The organism is Georgenia halophila (genome assembly GCF_039541595.1).
In genome coordinates this window covers 61,478-79,310 of record NZ_BAABGN010000004.1, presented here as the reverse complement: position 1 = coordinate 79,310, position 17,833 = coordinate 61,478, and the positions used below count along the sequence as shown (strand labels likewise).

At 72.7% G+C, this 17,833-nt stretch carries 12 protein-coding genes; 6 read left to right on the top strand and 6 right to left on the bottom strand.

What is annotated here, in order from left to right:
• Positions 1–78: 78 nt before the first annotated feature.
• Genes ABD907_RS05830 through ABD907_RS05820 form a run of 3 tightly spaced genes read right to left on the bottom strand, consistent with a single transcriptional unit; the run spans position 79 to position 5,659 of the window.
• Entirely contained in the window at positions 79–1,557 is a 1,479-nt protein-coding gene (locus ABD907_RS05830) for a maltokinase N-terminal cap-like domain-containing protein (RefSeq protein WP_345214814.1), read from the bottom strand.
• Positions 1,557–3,587: a maltose alpha-D-glucosyltransferase gene (gene treS, locus ABD907_RS05825; RefSeq protein ID WP_425555655.1), complete on the bottom strand. Its 2,031-nt coding sequence runs from the start codon at positions 3,585–3,587 to the stop codon at positions 1,557–1,559. Before treS ends, ABD907_RS05830 begins: the two co-directional genes overlap by 1 nt.
• The gene (locus tag ABD907_RS05820; protein WP_425555654.1) at positions 3,584–5,659 is read right to left on the bottom strand and encodes an alpha-1,4-glucan--maltose-1-phosphate maltosyltransferase; all 2,076 of its coding nucleotides are present in this window, start codon (positions 5,657–5,659) and stop codon (positions 3,584–3,586) included. The genes treS and ABD907_RS05820 overlap by 4 nt, the downstream gene beginning before the upstream one ends.
• Before the next feature lie 119 nt (positions 5,660–5,778).
• Here ABD907_RS05820 and glgP point away from each other — a divergent pair, with 119 nt between their 5' ends.
• On the top strand, positions 5,779–8,373 hold the full coding sequence (glgP, locus tag ABD907_RS05815; RefSeq protein ID WP_345214813.1) for an alpha-glucan family phosphorylase: 2,595 nt from the start codon (positions 5,779–5,781) through the stop codon (positions 8,371–8,373).
• 149 nt (positions 8,374–8,522) lie between these two features.
• On the opposite strand, the gene trpS is transcribed toward glgP, so the two are convergent.
• A complete protein-coding gene (gene trpS, locus ABD907_RS05810; protein WP_345214812.1) occupies positions 8,523–9,638 on the bottom strand; it encodes a tryptophan--tRNA ligase in 1,116 nt (371 codons plus the stop codon).
• Between the two features lie 143 nt (positions 9,639–9,781).
• Positions 9,782–12,088: a glycogen debranching protein GlgX gene (gene glgX / locus ABD907_RS05805; protein WP_345214811.1), complete on the bottom strand. Its 2,307-nt coding sequence runs from the start codon at positions 12,086–12,088 to the stop codon at positions 9,782–9,784.
• A gap of 133 nt (positions 12,089–12,221) precedes the next feature.
• Here glgX and ABD907_RS05800 point away from each other — a divergent pair, with 133 nt between their 5' ends.
• The 5 genes from ABD907_RS05800 to nudC all read left to right on the top strand — a co-directional run bounded on the left by ABD907_RS05800 (position 12,222) and on the right by nudC (position 17,561).
• Positions 12,222–13,040, top strand: a complete 819-nt coding sequence (locus tag ABD907_RS05800) for an electron transfer flavoprotein subunit beta/FixA family protein (protein WP_345214810.1) — start codon at positions 12,222–12,224, stop codon at positions 13,038–13,040.
• Between the two features lie 9 nt (positions 13,041–13,049).
• Entirely contained in the window at positions 13,050–14,027 is a 978-nt protein-coding gene (locus ABD907_RS05795; protein WP_345214809.1) for an electron transfer flavoprotein subunit alpha/FixB family protein, read from the top strand.
• Between the two features lie 94 nt (positions 14,028–14,121).
• On the top strand, positions 14,122–15,327 hold the full coding sequence (locus ABD907_RS05790; RefSeq protein ID WP_345214808.1) for a cysteine desulfurase family protein: 1,206 nt from the start codon (positions 14,122–14,124) through the stop codon (positions 15,325–15,327).
• On the top strand, positions 15,327–16,454 hold the full coding sequence (gene mnmA / locus ABD907_RS05785; protein WP_345214807.1) for a tRNA 2-thiouridine(34) synthase MnmA: 1,128 nt from the start codon (positions 15,327–15,329) through the stop codon (positions 16,452–16,454). The genes ABD907_RS05790 and mnmA overlap by 1 nt, the downstream gene beginning before the upstream one ends.
• Positions 16,455–16,598: 144 nt before the next feature.
• Positions 16,599–17,561, top strand: a complete 963-nt coding sequence (gene nudC / locus ABD907_RS05780; protein WP_345214806.1) for an NAD(+) diphosphatase — start codon at positions 16,599–16,601, stop codon at positions 17,559–17,561.
• 5 nt (positions 17,562–17,566) lie between these two features.
• On the opposite strand, the gene ABD907_RS05775 is transcribed toward nudC, so the two are convergent.
• Positions 17,567–17,827 (bottom strand): mycoredoxin, encoded by a 261-nt coding sequence (locus ABD907_RS05775; protein ID WP_345214805.1) that lies wholly within the window; start codon positions 17,825–17,827, stop codon positions 17,567–17,569.
• Positions 17,828–17,833 lie beyond the last annotated feature (6 nt).

Genomic DNA, 17,833 nt, shown 5'->3' with positions numbered 1-17,833 from the left:
CCCCACGCGGGCCGTCGACGCACGTGGAGAGGATGTCCGACCGCGAGGCGGCGTGCCCGTCCGAAGGAGCGGCGGGTCTCACGCGAGGATCCGTTCGATGCCGCGCAGCGGCACCGGCAGCCAGTCGGGCCGGTTGCTCGCCTCGTAGGCCACCTCGTACAGGGCCTTGTCGAGCTCGAGGGCGCGCAGCAGGGCGGGCTGCTCGCGCGGGTCGCTGCGCGCCAGGTGGGTGTACCCGTCGAGGAACGCCTCACGGGCACGGGTGGCCCAGGCGTTCGCGGTCTCGGCGTCGAGGCCGCCGGCAAGGGCCACCGACGCGGCGGCGTAGTCGTAGGACCGCAGCATCCCGGCGACGTCGCGCTCGGGCAGGTCCGGCAGGATCCGCTCGGCGAGCGGGCGCAGCGGCTCGCCCTCGAAATCCAGCAGCACCCAGCCGCGGCCCGGGACGTCCAGGACCTGGCCGAGGTGGTAGTCGCCGTGGATGCGCTGCAGCCGGGGCCAGTCGGCGTCCACGGCGGCCGTGAAGACCGCCCTGATCTCGTCGTCACGCTGCCGCAGGGCGGGGACGCGGAGGAGGGCCTCGGCCTGCCGGGCGCCCCAGGACGTCATGAGCCGTCCGCGGGCGTCGACGTCGGGTTCCGCCGTCGGCAGGACGACGGCCAGGGTGGTGTGGACCTCCGCCGTCGCCTCACCGAGGGCGCGTGCCCTGTCCGCCGGATCCTCCCCACGCTCCAGCGCCCCGCGGGTGACGCGCCAGGCGTCCGGGGAGCCGGGCAGGAACTCCTGGGCGAGCGCGAGGTGACCGTTGACCTGCTGTCCGTCGGGGCCGGGCCACTGGCCCAGGAGGTCGCCGACCGGCTGGGGCACACGGTCCGCCCCGGCGAGCGCCAGGGCCTGCTGGACCTCGACGTCTGGGTTGTCTCCGGCGTGCAGGACGCGGAAGACCTTGAGGATGACGGGGCGGACGGCGCCCTCGGCCGTCGTGGTCGCGTCGACCGTGTCGATGACGACGGAGGTGTTGGACTGCTCGCCGCCGAGCACGCGGGCACGGAGCACCCGCAGGGCCGGCAGCAGGCCGGTGCGGTGACCGTGGGCCCGGCTGCTGTCTTGCGGGCCGCCGTCGTGCAGGCCTTCGCCGGTCAGCTCGAGCTCCTCGGTGAGGGCGCGCAGCAGCGCCGCGGCGCCCGCCGGGTCGTGGCATGCGTCGTAGATCCAGAGCGTGCCGAGGTCGCTGTGCTCGGCCGTGGCCACCAGCGCTTCCGGAGCGGCGCCCTCGAGCGGCGCGTCGCGGTAGGCCAGCGGCACCTGGTACAGCACCGGCGTGCGCGGCGACTCGTCGAGGACGAGGAGGTCCTCGATGCCGACGAGGCCGCCCGCAGCGCTGTCGACGGCGGGGTCGACAGCACCGTCGACAGGGAGGTCGCCCTCCGAGGGGCCGGGCACCCGGAGCACGCCGACCTGTCGCAGCCGGGGCTCGCTGCCCTTGCCGGTGTACCAGCGCTGCCGCGCCAGCCAACGGGGGAGGAGCTCCGCCAACGGTGGGTCGAGTGCCGCCATCAGTCCTCCGTCTCCTCCGGGGTGGGCCCGGACCGGTCGGCGTCCGGGCCCCACGGCGCGGCCGGCACCTCGGGGGCCGGGTCGGCGTACGTCGTCGGGAACGAGGGTGCGCGTGGCGCCGAGGACGACGTCGGGACGACGTAGGTGCTCGGCCGGGCGTGGCTGTCCGGCGCCGGGTGTGCCGGGCTCACCGCGTGCACCTCGCCCGTCGGCGCCGCCTCCGGCTCCTCCTCGGGCAGCACCTCCGCCGGGATGCCGCTCAGCGGTGCCTCCTCGGTCCCCTCGGGGCTGGAGACGAGCAACCAGAAGAAGTCGCGCGAGCCCAGCGTGACCGACACCGTGCCGTCACGGCCGACCGAGGGGAAGCGGGCGCCGCCGAAGACGTCGGTGAGGTTGCGGCGGGCGTGCCGCGGTATCCGGATCGTTGCCGCACGTGGGGTGTTCGCCAGGTTCATCAGGCACAGCATCGTCTCGGTGTCGTTGCTGCGGGTGAAGGCGAGCACGGCGTCGTTGTCGGCCTCCACGGGCACGAAGTCGCCGTCGCCGAAGACCGGGTGACGGCGCCGGACGTCGAGGATGCCGCGCACCCAGTGCAGCAGCGACGTCGGCTGGGCCAGCTGGGCCTCGACGTTGATCGCCGCGTAGTGGTTGACCAGCGACTGCACGACGGGCAGGTACAGCTTCCCCGGGTCGGAGGTGGAGAAGCCGGAGTTGCGGTCCGGCGTCCACTGCATGGGCGTACGCACGGCGTCGCGGTCGGGCAGCCAGATGTTGTCGCCCATGCCGATCTCGTCCCCGTAGTACAGGGTCGGCGTGCCCGGCAGGGACAGCAGCATGGCGTGGGCGAGCTCGATCTCCGCCCGCGAGTTGCCCAGCAGCGGCGCGAGACGACGGCGGATGCCGACGTTGGCGCGCATGCGCGGGTCCTCGGCGTACCAGCCGTACATGGCGGCGCGCTCCTCGGTGGAGACCATCTCCAGCGTCAGCTCGTCGTGGTTGCGCAGGAACGTGCCCCACTGCGCCCCGGCCGGGATGTCGGGAGTGTCGGCGAGGATCTCGCGCACGGCGCTGGCCCGCTGCTCGCGCAACGCGTAGTAGAGCCGCGGCATGACGGGGAAGTGGAAGCACATGTGGCACTCGGGACGGTCCTCGGTGCCGTAGTACTCCACGACCTCCTCGGGCCACTGGTTGGCCTCGGCCAGCATGATCGTGCCGGGGAACTCCCGCTCCATCATCGCGCGGAGGTCCGCGAGGAAGGCGTGGGTGCGCGGCAGGTTCTCGCAGTTGGTGCCCTCCTCCTCGAAGAGGTACGGCACGGCGTCGAGCCGGAAGCCGTCCACCCCCGCGCGGCACCAGAACCGGACGACCTCATACATCGCCTCGCGCACGTCTGGGTTCTCGAAGTTCAGGTCGGGCTGGTGCGAGAAGAACCGGTGCCAGTAGTACTGCCGCCGCACCGGGTCGAAGGCCCAGTTGGACGTCTCGGTGTCGACGAAGATGATGCGGGCGTCCTGGTAGAGCTCCGTGGTGTCGGACCAGACGTAGAAGTCGCCGTACGGGCCGTCCGGGTTGAACCGGGACGCCTGGAACCAGGGGTGCTGGTCCGAGGTGTGGTTCATCACCAGATCGACGATGATCCGGATGCCCCGGGCGTGCGCCTCCTCCATCAGCTCGGTGAAGTCCTCGAGCGTGCCGTACTTCTCGTCCACCGAGGTGTAGTCGGAGACGTCGTAGCCGCCGTCGCGGAGCGGGGAGGGGTAGAAGGGCGGCACCCAGAGGCAGTCGATGCCCAGCCACTGCAGGTAGTCGAGCCGGTCGATCAGCCCGCGCAGGTCGCCGATGCCGGAGCCGTCGGAGTCGTGGAAGGCGCGCAGCAGCACCTCGTAGAACACCGCGGTGCGGTACCAGTCGGGGTCCTCACCGATGCCCGGGTGGTCCGCGCCGAGGTGTCTGACCGGCTCGACGCGCGGCGGCAGGGCGCCCGCCGGTGGCTCCGGTGCCGCCCCCGACGGCGGGTGCACGGTACTCACAGGGCCCTCACGGACAGCACGTGCGCACAGACGCCGTGCGGGTCGAGCCGGACGTAGGGATGGCCACCCCAGTAGTACGTCTCGCCGCTCAGTTCGTCGTGGACCTCCATGACCGGCACGTCCGCGCCGCCCTCCGTCAGGCCGAGCGCGCTCAGGTCGAGGTGCACCAGCCCGTCCCGGGTGGTGTACGGGTCGAGGTTGACCACGACGATGACTGTGTCCTCGACGCCGTTCGGGCAGTGCTCGGGCAGGACGCGTTTCGAGAAGCAGAGGATGGCGTCGTCGGTGGTCGGGTGGACGTGGACGTTCCGCAGCCGTTGCAGCGCCGGGTGCTCGCGGCGCACCCGGTTGAGGGTGCGCAGCAGGTCCGCGATGCCGAGCTGAGCCGCACGCGACCAGTCGCGCTCCTTGTACTCGTACTTCTCGTTGTCGATCTGCTCCTCGGCACCGGGGCGGGCGACGTTCTCGACGAGCTCGTACCCGGCGTAGACGCCCCAGGAGGGTGAGCCGGTGGCGGCCAGGACGGCGCGGATCGCGAAGGCCGCCCGGCCGCCCTGCTGCATGTAGGGCGTCAGGATGTCGTGCGTCGTCGGCCAGAAGCTCGGGCGCAGGTGCGCGTCGGTCTCGGTGGCGAGCTCGGTGAGGTACTCGCCGACCTCCTCCTTGGTCGTGCGCCACGTGAAGTACGTGTACGACTGGTGGAAGCCGATCGCGCCCAGGGTGCGCATCATCGCCGGCCGGGTGAAGGCCTCGGAGAGGAAGAGCACGTCCGGGTGGCGCTCGCGGAAATCGGTGAGCAGGCGCTGCCAGAAGTTCAGGGGCTTGGTGTGCGGGTTGTCGACGCGGAAGGCCGTCACGCCGTGGTCGACCCACACCTGGAGGACGTCGCGGACGGCGACGTAGATGCCCTCCGGGTCGTTGTCGAAGTTCAACGGGTAGATGTCCTGGTACTTCTTCGGCGGGTTCTCGGCGTACGCGATCGAACCGTCCGCCCGGGTGGTGAACCACTCCGGGTGCTCGCTCACCCACGGGTGGTCGGGGGAGGTCTGCAGCGCGACGTCCAGGGCCACCTCCATCCCCAGCTCGCGAGCCCTGGCCACGAACGCGTCGAAGTCCTCGAACGTACCCAGCTCGGGATGGATGGCGTCGTGCCCGCCCTCGGGCCCGCCGATGCCGTACGGCGAGCCCGGGTCGTCCGGGCCCGCCTCGAGCGTGTTGTTGCGGCCCTTACGGTTCGTCGTACCGATCGGGTGGACCGGCGTGAGGTAGACGACGTCGAAGCCCATGTCCGCGATGGCCGGGAGCCGCTCGGCGGCCGTGCGCAGCGTCCCGGTGCTCCACTCGCCCGTCTCCGGGTCGCGGTGGGCGCCCTCGGAGCGCGGGAAGATCTCGTACCAGGAGCCGTACAGCGCGCGTTCGCGGTCCACCGCGAGCGGGTAGGTGGCCGACGGCGAGACGTGCTCACGCAACGGGTGGGCGGCGAGCACGCCGCGGACCTCGGTGCTGGTGGCCGCGGCGAGCCGGGCCGGTGCGGGCCGGTTGGTGTCCCGCAGCGCCTGCACGGCGTCGGCCAGGATCTGTGCCGCCTCCTCGGGCATGGGGGGAGCGGACGGCCCGCGCAGCGCTCGTTCGATGACGATCGCGCCCTCGGCGAGCATGAGCTCGGTGTCCACCTCGGCGGCCACCTTGATGGCCGCGTCGTGGGACCAGGTGCCGTAAGGGTCGGACCAGCCCTCCACGCGGAACGCCCACGCGCCGGGCGCGTCCGGGCACAGCCAGGCCTCGTACCGGTCCAGCCCCGGGGCGATGTCCGCCATCGGGGCCGAGGAGTGGTCGGTGCCGTCCGGGGCCACGAGGACGGCGGTGGCGGCGACGGCGTCGTGCCCCTCCCGGAAGACCGTGGCGCGGACGGGGAACGCCTCGCCGACGGTTCCCTTGGCCGGCCAGCGGCCGTCCTCGACGACGGGTGACACCTCGACCACGGGGATCCGTCCGACGGGTGCGAACGGCGCCGGGCGCGGTGTCGGTGACACGGTCTCGTGCGCGGGGGCGGGGTCGCGTCTGAAGGTCACACGAAGAACCTAACCAGGTCGGGGCGGGAGCTGCAGTCTCTCGAGGGTCGCGGGACCGGCTCGCCAGGCATCCGTGGACGAGGAAGAGGCACGCCGGGCGCGCCTCTAGACTCGCTCGAGTGAGAGCCATCCGCCGATTCACCGTCCGCAACGTTCTGCCCGAGAGGCTGGCCCCGCTCGACACGCTGGCGCTGAACCTGCGCTGGTCGTGGCACACCCCGACGCGGGACCTGTTCGCCTCGCTCGACCCCGAGCTGTGGGAGCGGGTGCACGGCGACCCGGTCGAGCTGCTCGGTTCGCTGAGCCCGCAGCGGCTCGAGCAGCTGGCGCAGGACCCGGGCCTGGTGGGTGAGGTCGAGCGCCTCGACGCCGACCTGCGGACCTACCTGACGGAGCCGCGCTGGTACCAGCAGCTGGACGGGGACGGGCAGCACGCCGACAAGCCGGACACCATCGCCTACTTCTCGGCCGAGTACGGCGTCACCGCGGTCCTGCCCCAGTACTCCGGCGGCCTCGGCATCCTCGCCGGCGACCACCTCAAGTCGGCCTCCGACCTCGGGGTCCCCATCGTCGGCGTCGGGCTGCTGTACGGCGCCGGCTACTTCAAGCAGTCGCTGACCCGGGACGGTTGGCAGCACGAGACCTACCCGCTGCTCGACCCCGACAACCTGCCGCTGACCCTGCTGCGGGAACAGGACGCCACCCCGGCACGGGTCTCCCTCGCGCTGCCCGCCGGGCGCACGCTGCACGCCCAGATCTGGGTGGCGCAGGTCGGCCGCGTGCCGCTGCTGCTCCTGGACTCCAACATCGCCGAGAACGACGACGTCTCACGGCGGGTCACCGACCGGCTCTACGGCGGCAGCGCCGACCACCGGCTCCGGCAGGAGCTCCTCCTCGGCATGGGCGGCGTCAAGGCAGTGCGGGAGTACTGCCGCATCACCGCCACCCCGGCGCCGCAGGTCTACCACTGCAACGAGGGGCACGCGGGGTTCCTGTCGGTCGAACGGATCCGCGAGCTCGTCCAGGACGCGGGCCTGACGTTCGAGGCCGCGCTCGAGGCGGTCAAGGCCGGCACGGTCTTCACCACGCACACGCCGGTGCCCGCGGGCATCAGTCGCTACGGCACCGACCTGGTCTCCGAGTACTTCGGCGGCGGCGCCGAGATCGACGGCGTTCCGCTGGAGCGGGTGCTGGCGCTCGGCTCCGAGGAGTTCGAGGGCGGCAACCCGGCCGTGTTCAACATGGCGATCATGGGCCTGCGGGCCGCCCGCCGGGCCAACGGCGTGGCACAGCTGCACGGCAAGGTCTCCCGCGGGATGTTCCACCAGCTCTGGCCCGGTTTCGACGTCAGCGAGGTGCCGATCACCTCGATCACCAACGGTGTCCACGGCGCCACCTGGACCGACCCGTCGTTCTCGGATCTGGTCAGCGAGCGCCTGAGTCCCGAGCAGATCACCTCCGGCGAGGGCTTCCTGCTGCAGCCGGAGGAGGGTGGGATCTCCGACGAGGAGCTGTGGGCCATGCGCGCCAGGCTCCGGGAGAAGCTCGTCGTCGAGGCCCGAGCCCGGGTGCGCAGGTCCTGGCTGGACCGAGGTGCCTCGCCGGCCGAGGTCGGCTGGACCGACGACGTCCTCGACCCGGACGCCCTGACCATCGGCTTCGCCCGCCGCGTCCCGACATACAAGCGGCTGACCCTCATGCTCTCCGAGCCCGAGCGGCTCACGAGGCTCCTCACGGACCCGGAACGGCCCATCCAGATCGTGGTCGCGGGCAAGTCCCACCCCGACGACGAGCAGGGCACGGGGCTCATCCAGCGGCTCGTGCAGTTCGCCGACGACGCTCGCGTGCGCGACCGGATCGTCTTCCTGCCGAACTACGACATCGCGATGGCGCAGAGCCTCATGCCGGGCTGTGACGTCTGGCTCAACAACCCGTTGCGTCCGCTGGAGGCGTCGGGGACGTCGGGGATGAAGTGTGCGCTCAACGGCGGCCTCAACCTCTCGATCCTCGACGGCTGGTGGGACGAGTGGTACGACGGGCGCAACGGCTGGGCCATCCCCACCGCCGACGGCGTCCACGACCAGACCGAGCGTGACCGGCTCGAGGCGGCAGCGCTGTACGACCTGCTCGAGAACACCGTGGTCCCGCGCTTCTACGAGCGCGACGAGGCCGGCGTCCCGCGGCACTGGATGGAGATGGTCCGGCACACCCTGGGCACCCTCGGCCCCAAGGTGCAGGCGACCCGCATGGTCAAGGAGTACGTCACCGAGCTGTACACCCCGGTCGCGGCGAGCTCGCGCGCTCTCGACGGCACGAGCCACGGTGCCGCGCAGGAGCTGGCCACGTGGAAGGCCAGGGTGCGCGCCGCCTGGCCGTCCGTGCACGTCGACCACGTAGAGTCCGAGGGCATCGGAGACGTCGTCAACGTCGGGGACCAGGTGGAGGTGACGGCGTACGTCTCGCTGCACGACCTGTGTCCCGACGACGTCGAGGTCCAGGTCGTCGGCGGCCGTGTCGACGATCAGGACAACCTCACCGAGGTGCGCGTCTTCCCGCTGCGCCTGAAGGAGTCCTACGAGGGCGGCCGGTACGCGTTCTCCGTGTCCCGCGTGCTCGAGGGCACCGGCCCGTTCGGCTACACGGTCCGCGTCGTGCCGAGCCACCCCCTGCTGGCGGCCCCCGCCGAGCTGGGCCTGGCCACCTCCACCTCGTAGCCCCGCCGAAGGTGACATCTGGCCGAGCGGGTGACGTCTGGCCGCGCGGGTGACATCTCACGGAACCAGTGACATGCCGCTCGCTCGGCGGCGGAGTGGACGCCTGGCGCCGCCCGACGTCGTCCCGGCAGATGTTCGGTCGAGAGCGCTCAGTACACCATCTGCATGGCCTCGCGAACCTCGGCGAGCGTGGACTCCGCGATCGCGTTGGCGCGCTCGTTGCCGGTCCGGAGCACCTGGAGCAGGTAGCCCGGGTCGGCGGCCAGCTCGGCGCGCCGCGCACGGATGGGCGCGAACATCTCGTTGACGGCCTCGGTGGCGACCTTCTTGAGCGTGCCGCCCCCGCCGTCGCCGATCTCCGCGGCGACGTCCTCGGGCCGGCGGTCGCTCGCCAGGGCGGCGAGCAGGACGAGGTTGGAGACCTCGGGCCGGTTCACCGGGTCGTAGGTGATGTGCCGGTCGTTGTCGGTGACGGCCCGCTTGAGCAGCTTCGCCGTCGTGTCGGCGTCCATGCCGATGTCGATGGTGTTGCCGCGGGACTTGCTCATCTTCTGCCCGTCGGTGCCGAGCACGCTGGCCGCCTCCGAGAGCAGCGCGTCCGGTCGCGGGAAGACCGGCACCGATCCGTCGCCGGCGCGGCCGTAACGCTCGTCGAACCGCCGGGCGACCACGCGGGACTGCTCCAGGTGCGGCAGCTGGTCCTTGCCCACCGGGACGAGGTTGGCCTTGCAGAACAGGATGTCCGCGGCCTGGTGCACGGGGTACGTGAGGAGCAGCGCGGACATCGGACGGTCGCCGGTGGCCTCGAGCTCGGCCTTGACGGTGGGATTGCGGCGCAGCTCGGCGTCGGTGACCAGCGACAGGAACGGCAGCATCAGCTGGTTCAGCGCCGGTACGGCGGAGTGGGTGAAGATCGTGCCGGCGCTCTCCGCGTCGATACCGACGGCGAGGTAGTCGGCGATGAGGGACAGCACGCGTTCGCGGATCGGTCCGACGCCGTCCCGGTCGGTGATGACCTGGTAGTCGGCGACGAGCACGAACGTCTCCACGCCCGCGCGCTGGAGCCGCACCCGGTTGCGCAGCGACCCGAAGTAGTGCCCGACGTGGAGGCTCCCGGTGGGACGGTCGCCGGTGAGGACGCGGAAGCGGCCCGGGTCCGTGGCGATCTGGTCCTCGATCTCCTCGCTCCGGCGTCGGGTGCGCTCGAGGGAGGCATCGGAGGTGGACTCCGCGAGGTCGGTCACGGCGTTCTGCTGCTCGGTCATGTGGTCCTCGGTGGTCGGGGCCGTCCCGCGGGCGGACGGCCGCCGCGCAAGGACGGCCGGGGCGTCGGGTCGCTCGGTGTGGCCGTCGTCAGGACGGCCACCGCCGGGACCGGGGAACGCGGGGGCGCTGCATGGGGACAACTCTAACGGGAGGGCCGCGCCAGGTAGATCCGCATGCTGAGGGACTCCATCTCGACGGCGTAGCCCGGCTCCGGCGGGACGTGCTGGCCGTTCCCGTCCTCACCGTCGGACTGCTCGGGCCAGTCGTCGGGGTTCTCGAGGCTCGCGCCGTGGCCGTCGCCGGGCGTCTCCCAGGCCGAGTCCCAGACGAGGTCGTAGCCCGTGCCGCGACCGATGGGCGGCACCACGGTCTGCTCGTCGAGCGAGCCGTTGAGCACCACGAGGGCGTCGACGTCGCCCAGCGGACGGCCCGAACGGTGCATCTGCAGGACCCGGCGGTGCGGGTCGGCCCATGCCTCCGGGGTCATCGGCGTGCCGGTCTCGTCGTACCAGGACAGGTCCGGGACGGTGTCGTCGCCGGCCGGACGCCCGGTGCAGAACCCCTCGGGCCGCAGCACCGGGTGCTCGCGCCGCAGCCGCAGCAGGCACGTCGAGGTGGCGAGCAGGTCCGCGTGCCAGCCGTCCCGGTTCCAGTCCAGCCAGGAGATGTCGTTGTCCTGGCAGTACGCGTTGTTGTTGCCGCCCTGAGTGCGCCCCATCTCGTCGCCGGCGGTGAGCATCGGTGTGCCGGCCGCGACCAGCATCGTGCCGAGCATGTTGCGCATCGATCGGCGCCGCACGGGCACGATCTCCGCGGCGGGGGAGTCACGCGGGACGGATCCTTCGACGCCGTGGTTCCAGGACCGGTTGTCGTCCGTGCCGTCGTGGTTGTCCTCGAGGTTCGCGGCGTTGTGCTTGTGGTCGTACGTGACGAGGTCGGCCAGCGTGAAGCCGTCGTGCGCGGTGACGAAGTTGACCGACGCCAGCGGACCGCGACCGCCGGGCACCTCGCCGTGCGAGAACAGGTCCGCACTGCCGGCGAGCCGGGTGGCGAGCTCGCGCAGGTCCTTGCCGGTGCCGCCCTTGGCCGCCGTGGCCGGGTCGGCGAGCCAGTAGCGGCGGACGGTGTTGCGGAATCTGTCGTTCCAGTCGGCGGCCGGGGCGGGGAACTGGCCGGTGCGCCAACCGGCGGGTCCCAGGTCCCACGGCTCCGTGATGAGCTTCGTCGCGCCGACCACGGGGTCGGTGGCCATGGCCACCAGGAACGGGTGGCGAGGGCTGAAGTCGGCGGCGTCGCGGCCGAGGGTGACGGCGAGGTCGAAACGGAACCCGTCCACACCGACCTCGCTCGCCCAGTAGCGCAGCGAGTCCAGGGTGAGCTGGACCACCCGGGTGCGGCGGAAGTCGAGCGAGTTGCCGCACCCGGTGACGTCGACGAGCCGGGCGGGGGCGGCGCCGTCGTGCAGGTAATAGCCGGTGTTGTCGAGGCCGCGGAAGCTGAGGGTGGGTCCGTCACCACCGCCCTCGCAGGTGTGGTTGTAGACGACGTCCAGGATCACCTCGAGGCCGGCCGCGTGCAGCAGCGCGACCATGCCCTTGACCTCGGCGAGCACCGCCTCGGGCCCGGCCTGCTGCGCGGCCTTGGTCGCGTAGCTGGGCTCCGGCGCGAAGTAGCCGAGCGTGTTGTAGCCCCAGTAGTTCGTCAGGCCCTTCTGGGTGAGGAACGGCTCCGGGAACTTCGCGTGGACGGGGAGGAGCTCGACGGCGGTCACGCCGAGCTCCTTCAGGTGCGCCACCGTCGCCGGGTGGGCGAGCCCGGCGTAGGTGCCGCGCAGCTCGGGCGGCACCTCCGGCAGCCGCATCGTCAGGCCGCGCACGTGGGCCTCGTAGAGGACCGTGTCCGCCCACGGGGTGCCCGGGCCGGGCACGGCGGCGTCGAAACGGTCGTCGACGACGACGCCGTGAGGGACGTGCGGAGCCGAGTCCCGGCCGTCGGCCTGCCAGGGGCCGTCCAGGGGCGCGAGGTCGTCGCCGACCACGTGCGAGTAGATCGCCGGTGCCGGCTCCACGGCGCCGGCCAGGGCGCGGGCGTACGGGTCGAGGAGCAGCTTGGCCGGGTTGTGCAGCAGCCCGGCGTCCGGGTCCCACCGCCCGTGCACGCGGAACCCGTAGCGCTGGCCCGCGCCGACTCCCGGGACGTGCCCGTGCCAGATCCCGTCGACCGGACCGCAGAGGGAGAACCGCCGCTCCGTGGGGGTCCCGTCGCCGCCTTCGTCGAGGAGGCACAGGTCCACCCGCTCGGCCTGCGAGGCATGCACGGCCACGTCGATGCCGTCACCCACCAGGTGCGCACCGAGACGCCGCGGGTTCGCGGCGGGTGACCGGGCGGGCTCGGCGGGGACGTCGGCGTACGTCCTGCCTTCGACGGCGGTGTAGGTCATTTTGCCCATTCAACTCCACGACGCTGCGCAGCCGGGCCGTCTTGGACACGTTGCGCGACATCTCACCTCGCGTGGATGGCCGCGCCTCGGACGTCCGTCTCCCGATTCCGCGCCGACGGCGCCCAGGTGGCACCCTGGTGCCATGCGGATCGTCGTGTGCGTGAAGTACGTCCCGGACCTGCAGGCGGAGCGGTCGCTCGACGCCGACGGGCACCTCGTGCGAGGCCTCGACGACGGCATCAACGAGCTGGACGAGAACGCCGTCGAGGCCGCCCTCGGCCTCGCCGAGGCCGCCGGCGAGGACACGGCCGCCGAGGTCGTCGCCCTCGCGGTCGGCCCCGACGACGCCGTGGACGCCGTGCGCAGAGCCCTGCAGATGGGCGCCGCCTCAGGCGTGCACGTCCTCGACGACCGGGTCGCCGGCGCCGACGTCATGGGTACGGCGCGGGTGCTCGCTGCCGCCGTCCGCACCATCGAGCAGGACGGTCCGGTGGACGTGGTCGTCACCGGCATGGCGACCATGGACGGACTGTCCTCGATGGTCCCCGCCGCGCTCGCCGCGGAGCTCGACCGCCCGGCGCTGACGCTGGCCAGTCGCGTGTCGCTCGAGGGCAGGACCCTGACCATGACGCGGAGCATCGGCGAGGCGGACGAGGAGCAGGCCGCGGAGCTGCCCGTGGTCCTGTCGGTGACCGACCAGCTGAACGAGCCGCGGCTGCCGGGAGCGAAGTCCCTGATGTCCGCGCGGAAGAAGCCGGTCGCGACCTGGTCCCTCGACGACCTCGCGGGCGGCGCGGAGCTGGCCGGAGACGCGGAACCCGGCGGCGACGGCGCACTGGCCGCGACGACCGTCGTGACCGCCGAACCCTTGCCGCCGCGCGAGGCGGGCCGCATCATCACCGACACCGGGGACGCCGGCACGAAGCTGGCCACGTACCTGGTCGAGAACAAGCTGGTCTGACGGGAAGACATGCGCACTGATCCGGTCCTCGTCGTCGTCGATCACGTCGACGGCGCCCTCACGACACCGTCCGCCGAGGTCCTCACCCTGGCGCGCACGCTGACCACCGGCCCGGTCGACGCCGTGGCGCTCACGACGCCGGACCTGGCCGCGCTGGGCAGGTACGGCGCCCGCGCGGTGCACGTCCCGCAGCTCGACGGCCTGGCGCCGTCGGTCTCCGCCGTCGCCGCGGAGGCGGTCCTCGCGGCCGTGCACGGCGTCGAGCCGGCCGCCGTGCTGCTCGTCTCCACCTTCGCCGGGAAGGAGCTGGCGGCCCGCCTTGCCGTGTCGCTGGGCTCCGGCGCCATCGTCGACGCCACCGGCGTCGAGGCGTCGGACGATGGCCTCGTCGCCTCCAAGGTCGTCCTGCAGGGCACCTGGTCCACGACGTGCCGGGTCACCAGCGGCGTCCCGGTCATCGCCGTCAAGCCCACGGTCGTCGACGCCGAGCCCGCCGAGCAGGACGAGACGGCGGACGTGCCGGAAGTCGTCGACGTGCCCGTCACCTTCTCCGCCACCGCACGGGCCGTCCAGGTCCTCTCCCGCACGGAGCACCCGCGCGGGCGCGCACCGTTGACGGAGGCGCGGACCGTCGTCGTGGGCGGGCGGGGCGTCGAGGGCGACTTCTCGCTGGTCACCGAGCTCGCCGACGAGATCGGCGCGACCGTGGGCGCCACGCGCGTCGCCACCGACGAGGGCTGGATCGACCACGCCGCCCAGGTGGGTCAGACCGGCGTGACGATCTCCCCGCGGCTGTACATCGGCGTCGGCGTCTCCGGCGCCATCCACCACACCGCCGGCATGCAGAGCGCCCAGACGATCGTCGCGGTGAACAACGACACCGACGCCCCGATCTTCGAGATGGCCGACCTCGGCGTCGTCGGGGACCTGAACGACATCATCCCGCAGGCCCTCACAGAGCTCCGCCGCCGCAAGGCGCAGCAGTAGGCCCACGCGGGCCGACACACGGTCGCCGGCTGGCGGCCGCCCCGAGGTGACCGGCGGCCCCGCCCGACTCGTCGCGCGTCCCTACACTGGCTCGGTGACCACGTACCTCGACCACGCCGCCACCACGCCGGTGCGCCCCGAGGTGGCCGCTGCCTACACCGAGGAGCTCGGCCGCCTCGGCAACCCGTCCTCCCTGCACGGCGCCGGCCGGGAAGCACGGCGCCGCCTCGAGGAGGCACGCGAGCAGCTCGCCGCAGCGATCGGCGCCGAGCCGGCCGAGGTCGTCTTGACCTCCGGCGGCACCGAGGCCGACAACCTCGCGGTCAAGGGCGCCTACTGGGGCCGCCGAGCCACCGACCCGGCGCTGCGCGCCGTGGCCATCTCCGCCGTCGAGCACCACGCCGTGCTGGAGGCCGCCGAGTGGCTCGGCGAGCACGAGGGCGCCGACGTCACCCAGCTCCGGGTCGACTCCGACGGCACGCTCGACCTCGACCACCTCGACGAGGTGCTCGCCCCCGGGACGGTCGCCGTCGTCTCGACGATGTGGGCCAACAACGAGACCGGCGTGCTGCTGCCCGTTCCCGAGGTCGCCGCCCGAGCCCACGCCGCCGGCGTGCCCGTCCACTCCGACGCCGTCCAGGCGGTCGGCAAGGTCCCCGTGCACTTCGCGCGCTCCGGGCTCGACGCCATGACCCTGACCGGCCACAAGCTCGGCGCACCCGTCGGCACCGGCGCCCTGGTGGCGAGGCGCGATCTCACCCTGACCCCGGTCGAGCACGGCGGCGGACAGGAGCGCGGGGTGCGCTCCGGGACCCTCGCGGTCGCAGGCGCACGTGCGCTGGCGCTCGCCGTCGAGCTGGCCGTCGCCGACCAGGAGGCCGAGGCCGACCGCCTGCGCGGGCTGCGGGACCGGCTGGTCGCCGGGGCGGTCTCCGCCGTCGACGGGCTGCGGCTCACCGGACCGGCCGATGCCGAGACGAGGCTGCCCGGCCACGCGCACCTGACCGTGGCCGACGCTGACGTCGACGCGATGCTGCTCGGCCTCGACATGGCCGGTGTCGCGGCGTCGTCCGGGTCCGCCTGCCAGGCGGGCGTCCAGCAGGCCTCGCACGTCCTCGTCGCGATGGGCCGCGACCCGCAGGAGGCCCGGTCCGCGCTGCGGTTCTCGCTGGGCCGGACGTCGACCCGGGACGACGTCGACGCCGTCCTGGCCGCCCTTCCCTCCGTCATCGAGAATGCCCGGAAGGCGTACGCCACCCGGCGGCCACGACCCGCCGCGACCTCGGGGAGCGTGGCCTGATGCGCGTGCTGGCCGCTCTTTCCGGCGGCGTCGACTCCGCGGTCGCCGCGGCACGAGCCGTCGACGCCGGGCACGACGTCGTCGGTGTGCACATGGCTCTGTCGCGCTCACGTGCCCAGCACCGCAACGGCTCACGCGGCTGCTGCTCCATCGAGGACTCCTCCGACGCCCGACGGGCCGCGGACGTCCTGGGCATCCCGTTCTACGTGTGGGACCTGTCCGAGGAGTTCGAGGAGACCGTCGTCGCCGACTTCCTCTCTGAGTACGAGGCAGGCCGCACCCCGAACCCGTGCGTGCGCTGCAACGAGCACATCAAGTTCTCGGCCCTGCTCGACCGCGGCGTCGCGCTCGGGTTCGACGCGGTGGCGACCGGGCACTACGCCCGCATCGTGGACGTGCCCGACGACGGTGGTGGCACCGCTCGGCGCGAGCTGCACCGCGCCGCCGACTCGGCCAAGGACCAGTCCTACGTGCTCGCAGTCATGGGGCAGGAGCGCCTGGAGCGCTCGCTGTTCCCGCTCGGGGACGTGGTGTCCAAGGAGGACGTCCGCGCCGAGGCCGCCGCCCGGGGACTCAGCGTGTCCGCCAAGCCCGACTCCTACGACATCTGCTTCGTCGCCGACGGCGACACTCGCGGGTTCCTCCAGTCCCGCCTGGGGAGCCGGCCCGGCGAGGTGGTCGACGTCGACGGGGAGGTCCTCGGCGAGCACGACGGCGCCTACGCGTTCACGGTCGGGCAGCGCAAGGGCCTCGGCCTGACTCGGCCCGCGCCCGACGGCGACCCGCGCTACGTCCTCGAGGTGCGGCCGGAGAGGAACCAGGTCGTGGTCGGACCGAACGAGCTGCTCAGCGTCGACGAGCTACGAGCGGACCAGACCGTGTGGCTCGCCGAGGACGTGCCCGCGGGCGAATGGACCGACGCCGAGGTGCAGATCCGCGCCCACGGCGAGCCCGTGCCGGCGCGCGTGCGCCGGGACGAACGGGACGCCGGCAGTGTCTTGGCACGGCTGGTGACGCCCCTGCGCGGGATCGCACCGGGCCAGTCGCTCGTCGTCTACGCCGGCCCCCGGGTGCTGGGACAGTCGACGATCACATCGGCCCGCCGCGGTGCTCCCGTGCACGCCTGAGGTCGCGACGGCTGCTGAGATCGGCACCCGGTCACCCCACGCGGCGTGCCCGCGGGTCTTTTCGCCCCCGGTCGCGCACGTCGGCCGGTGCCGCCGGCTGAGCGCCGCCTGCGCCCTCGGTCCCGTGGGCCTACGGTTGCCAGCGTGCACGATCTTCTTCCGCTCGCACGGACCGCGGTCGACCCCGACGCCGTCTCCCGCACCGACGACACGCTGGTGCGCCGGCTGGTCGCCGACCCCACGACGCGGGTGCTGCTGCTCCAGCGGGGCCTCGTCGCCTGCGACGGTGACGCGCTCGACCTGCGCGAGCCCGCCGATGTGCCGGGCGACGCGTGGACCGGCGAGGTCGTCTACCTCGGCCGCGACGCCGACCATGCGTACCTCGCGGTGACGCTGCCCGCGCAGCTGGGCGCGCAGCGCGATCCCGACGGCGGGCCGGCCGTCGAGGACGCACGCCTCGCCGATCTCGTGTCGGGGCTGCGTCTGACCCACCTGCGTGATGTCGGCGACGTGCTCGACGACCGCGACGCCGGCCTCGCCACCACGGCCGTGGCCGTCAGCGCCTGGCACGAGCGGCACCCGCGGTGCCCGAGGTGCGGCGAGCCCACGGAGGTGATCGACGCCGGCTGGGTGAGACGCTGCAACACTGACGGCTCCCTGCACTACCCGCGCACGGATCCCGCCGTCATCATGGCCGTGACCGACCACGGCGACCGCATCCTGCTCGGGCATGCCGCCCATTGGCCGGAACGGCGGTTCTCGACGCTGGCCGGCTATGTCGAGCCGGGCGAGTCCATCGAGGTGGCGGTGGCTCGCGAGGTCATGGAGGAGGTCGGCCTCGAGGTCGGGGACGTGGAGTACGTCGCCTCCCAGCCGTGGCCGTTCCCCGCCTCGCTCATGCTCGGCTTCCGCGCCGCCCTCGCCGAGGGAGCGAGCGACGACGTACGCGTCGACGGCGTCGAGATCACCGATGCAAGGTTCTTCACCCGCGCGGAGCTGGCACACGCCGTCCGGGCGGGCGAGGTGCTGCTACCGATGCGCTCGTCGATCGCCCGCTCGCTCATCGAGGAGTGGTACGGCGGACCGCTCGAGATCTCCGGGACCTGACGCCTTCAGGCGCCGAGACGCTGCACGACCTCCTTCAACGACGGGTTCGTCGCCGCACTGCCGTCCGGGAAGACGACGGTCGGGACCGTCTGGTTCCCGCCGTTGACCGACTCGACGTACGACGCCGACTCCGCACTCTCCTCGATGTTCACCTCGTTGTAGGCGATGCCCTCGCGATCGAGCTGCGACTTCAGCTGGCGGCAGTAGCCGCACCAGCTGGTGGAGTACATCGTGATCGTGTCGTTCTCGGGGACCTCTGTGGTCATGGAGTC

Excerpts from the sequence above, each read along its gene's own strand:
- ABD907_RS05830 (WP_345214814.1), bottom strand. The coding sequence starts at position 1,557 with ATGGCGGCACTCGACCCACCGTTGGCGGAGCTCCTCCCCCGTTGGCTG.
- trpS (WP_345214812.1), bottom strand. The coding sequence starts at position 9,638 with ATGACCGAGCAGCAGAACGCCGTGACCGACCTCGCGGAGTCCACCTCC.
- glgX (WP_345214811.1), bottom strand. The coding sequence starts at position 12,088 with ATGGGCAAAATGACCTACACCGCCGTCGAAGGCAGGACGTACGCCGAC.
- ABD907_RS05800 (WP_345214810.1), top strand. The coding sequence starts at position 12,222 with ATGCGGATCGTCGTGTGCGTGAAGTACGTCCCGGACCTGCAGGCGGAG.
- ABD907_RS05795 (WP_345214809.1), top strand. The coding sequence starts at position 13,050 with ATGCGCACTGATCCGGTCCTCGTCGTCGTCGATCACGTCGACGGCGCC.
- mnmA (WP_345214807.1), top strand. The coding sequence starts at position 15,327 with ATGCGCGTGCTGGCCGCTCTTTCCGGCGGCGTCGACTCCGCGGTCGCC.
- ABD907_RS05775 (WP_345214805.1), bottom strand. The coding sequence starts at position 17,827 with ATGACCACAGAGGTCCCCGAGAACGACACGATCACGATGTACTCCACC.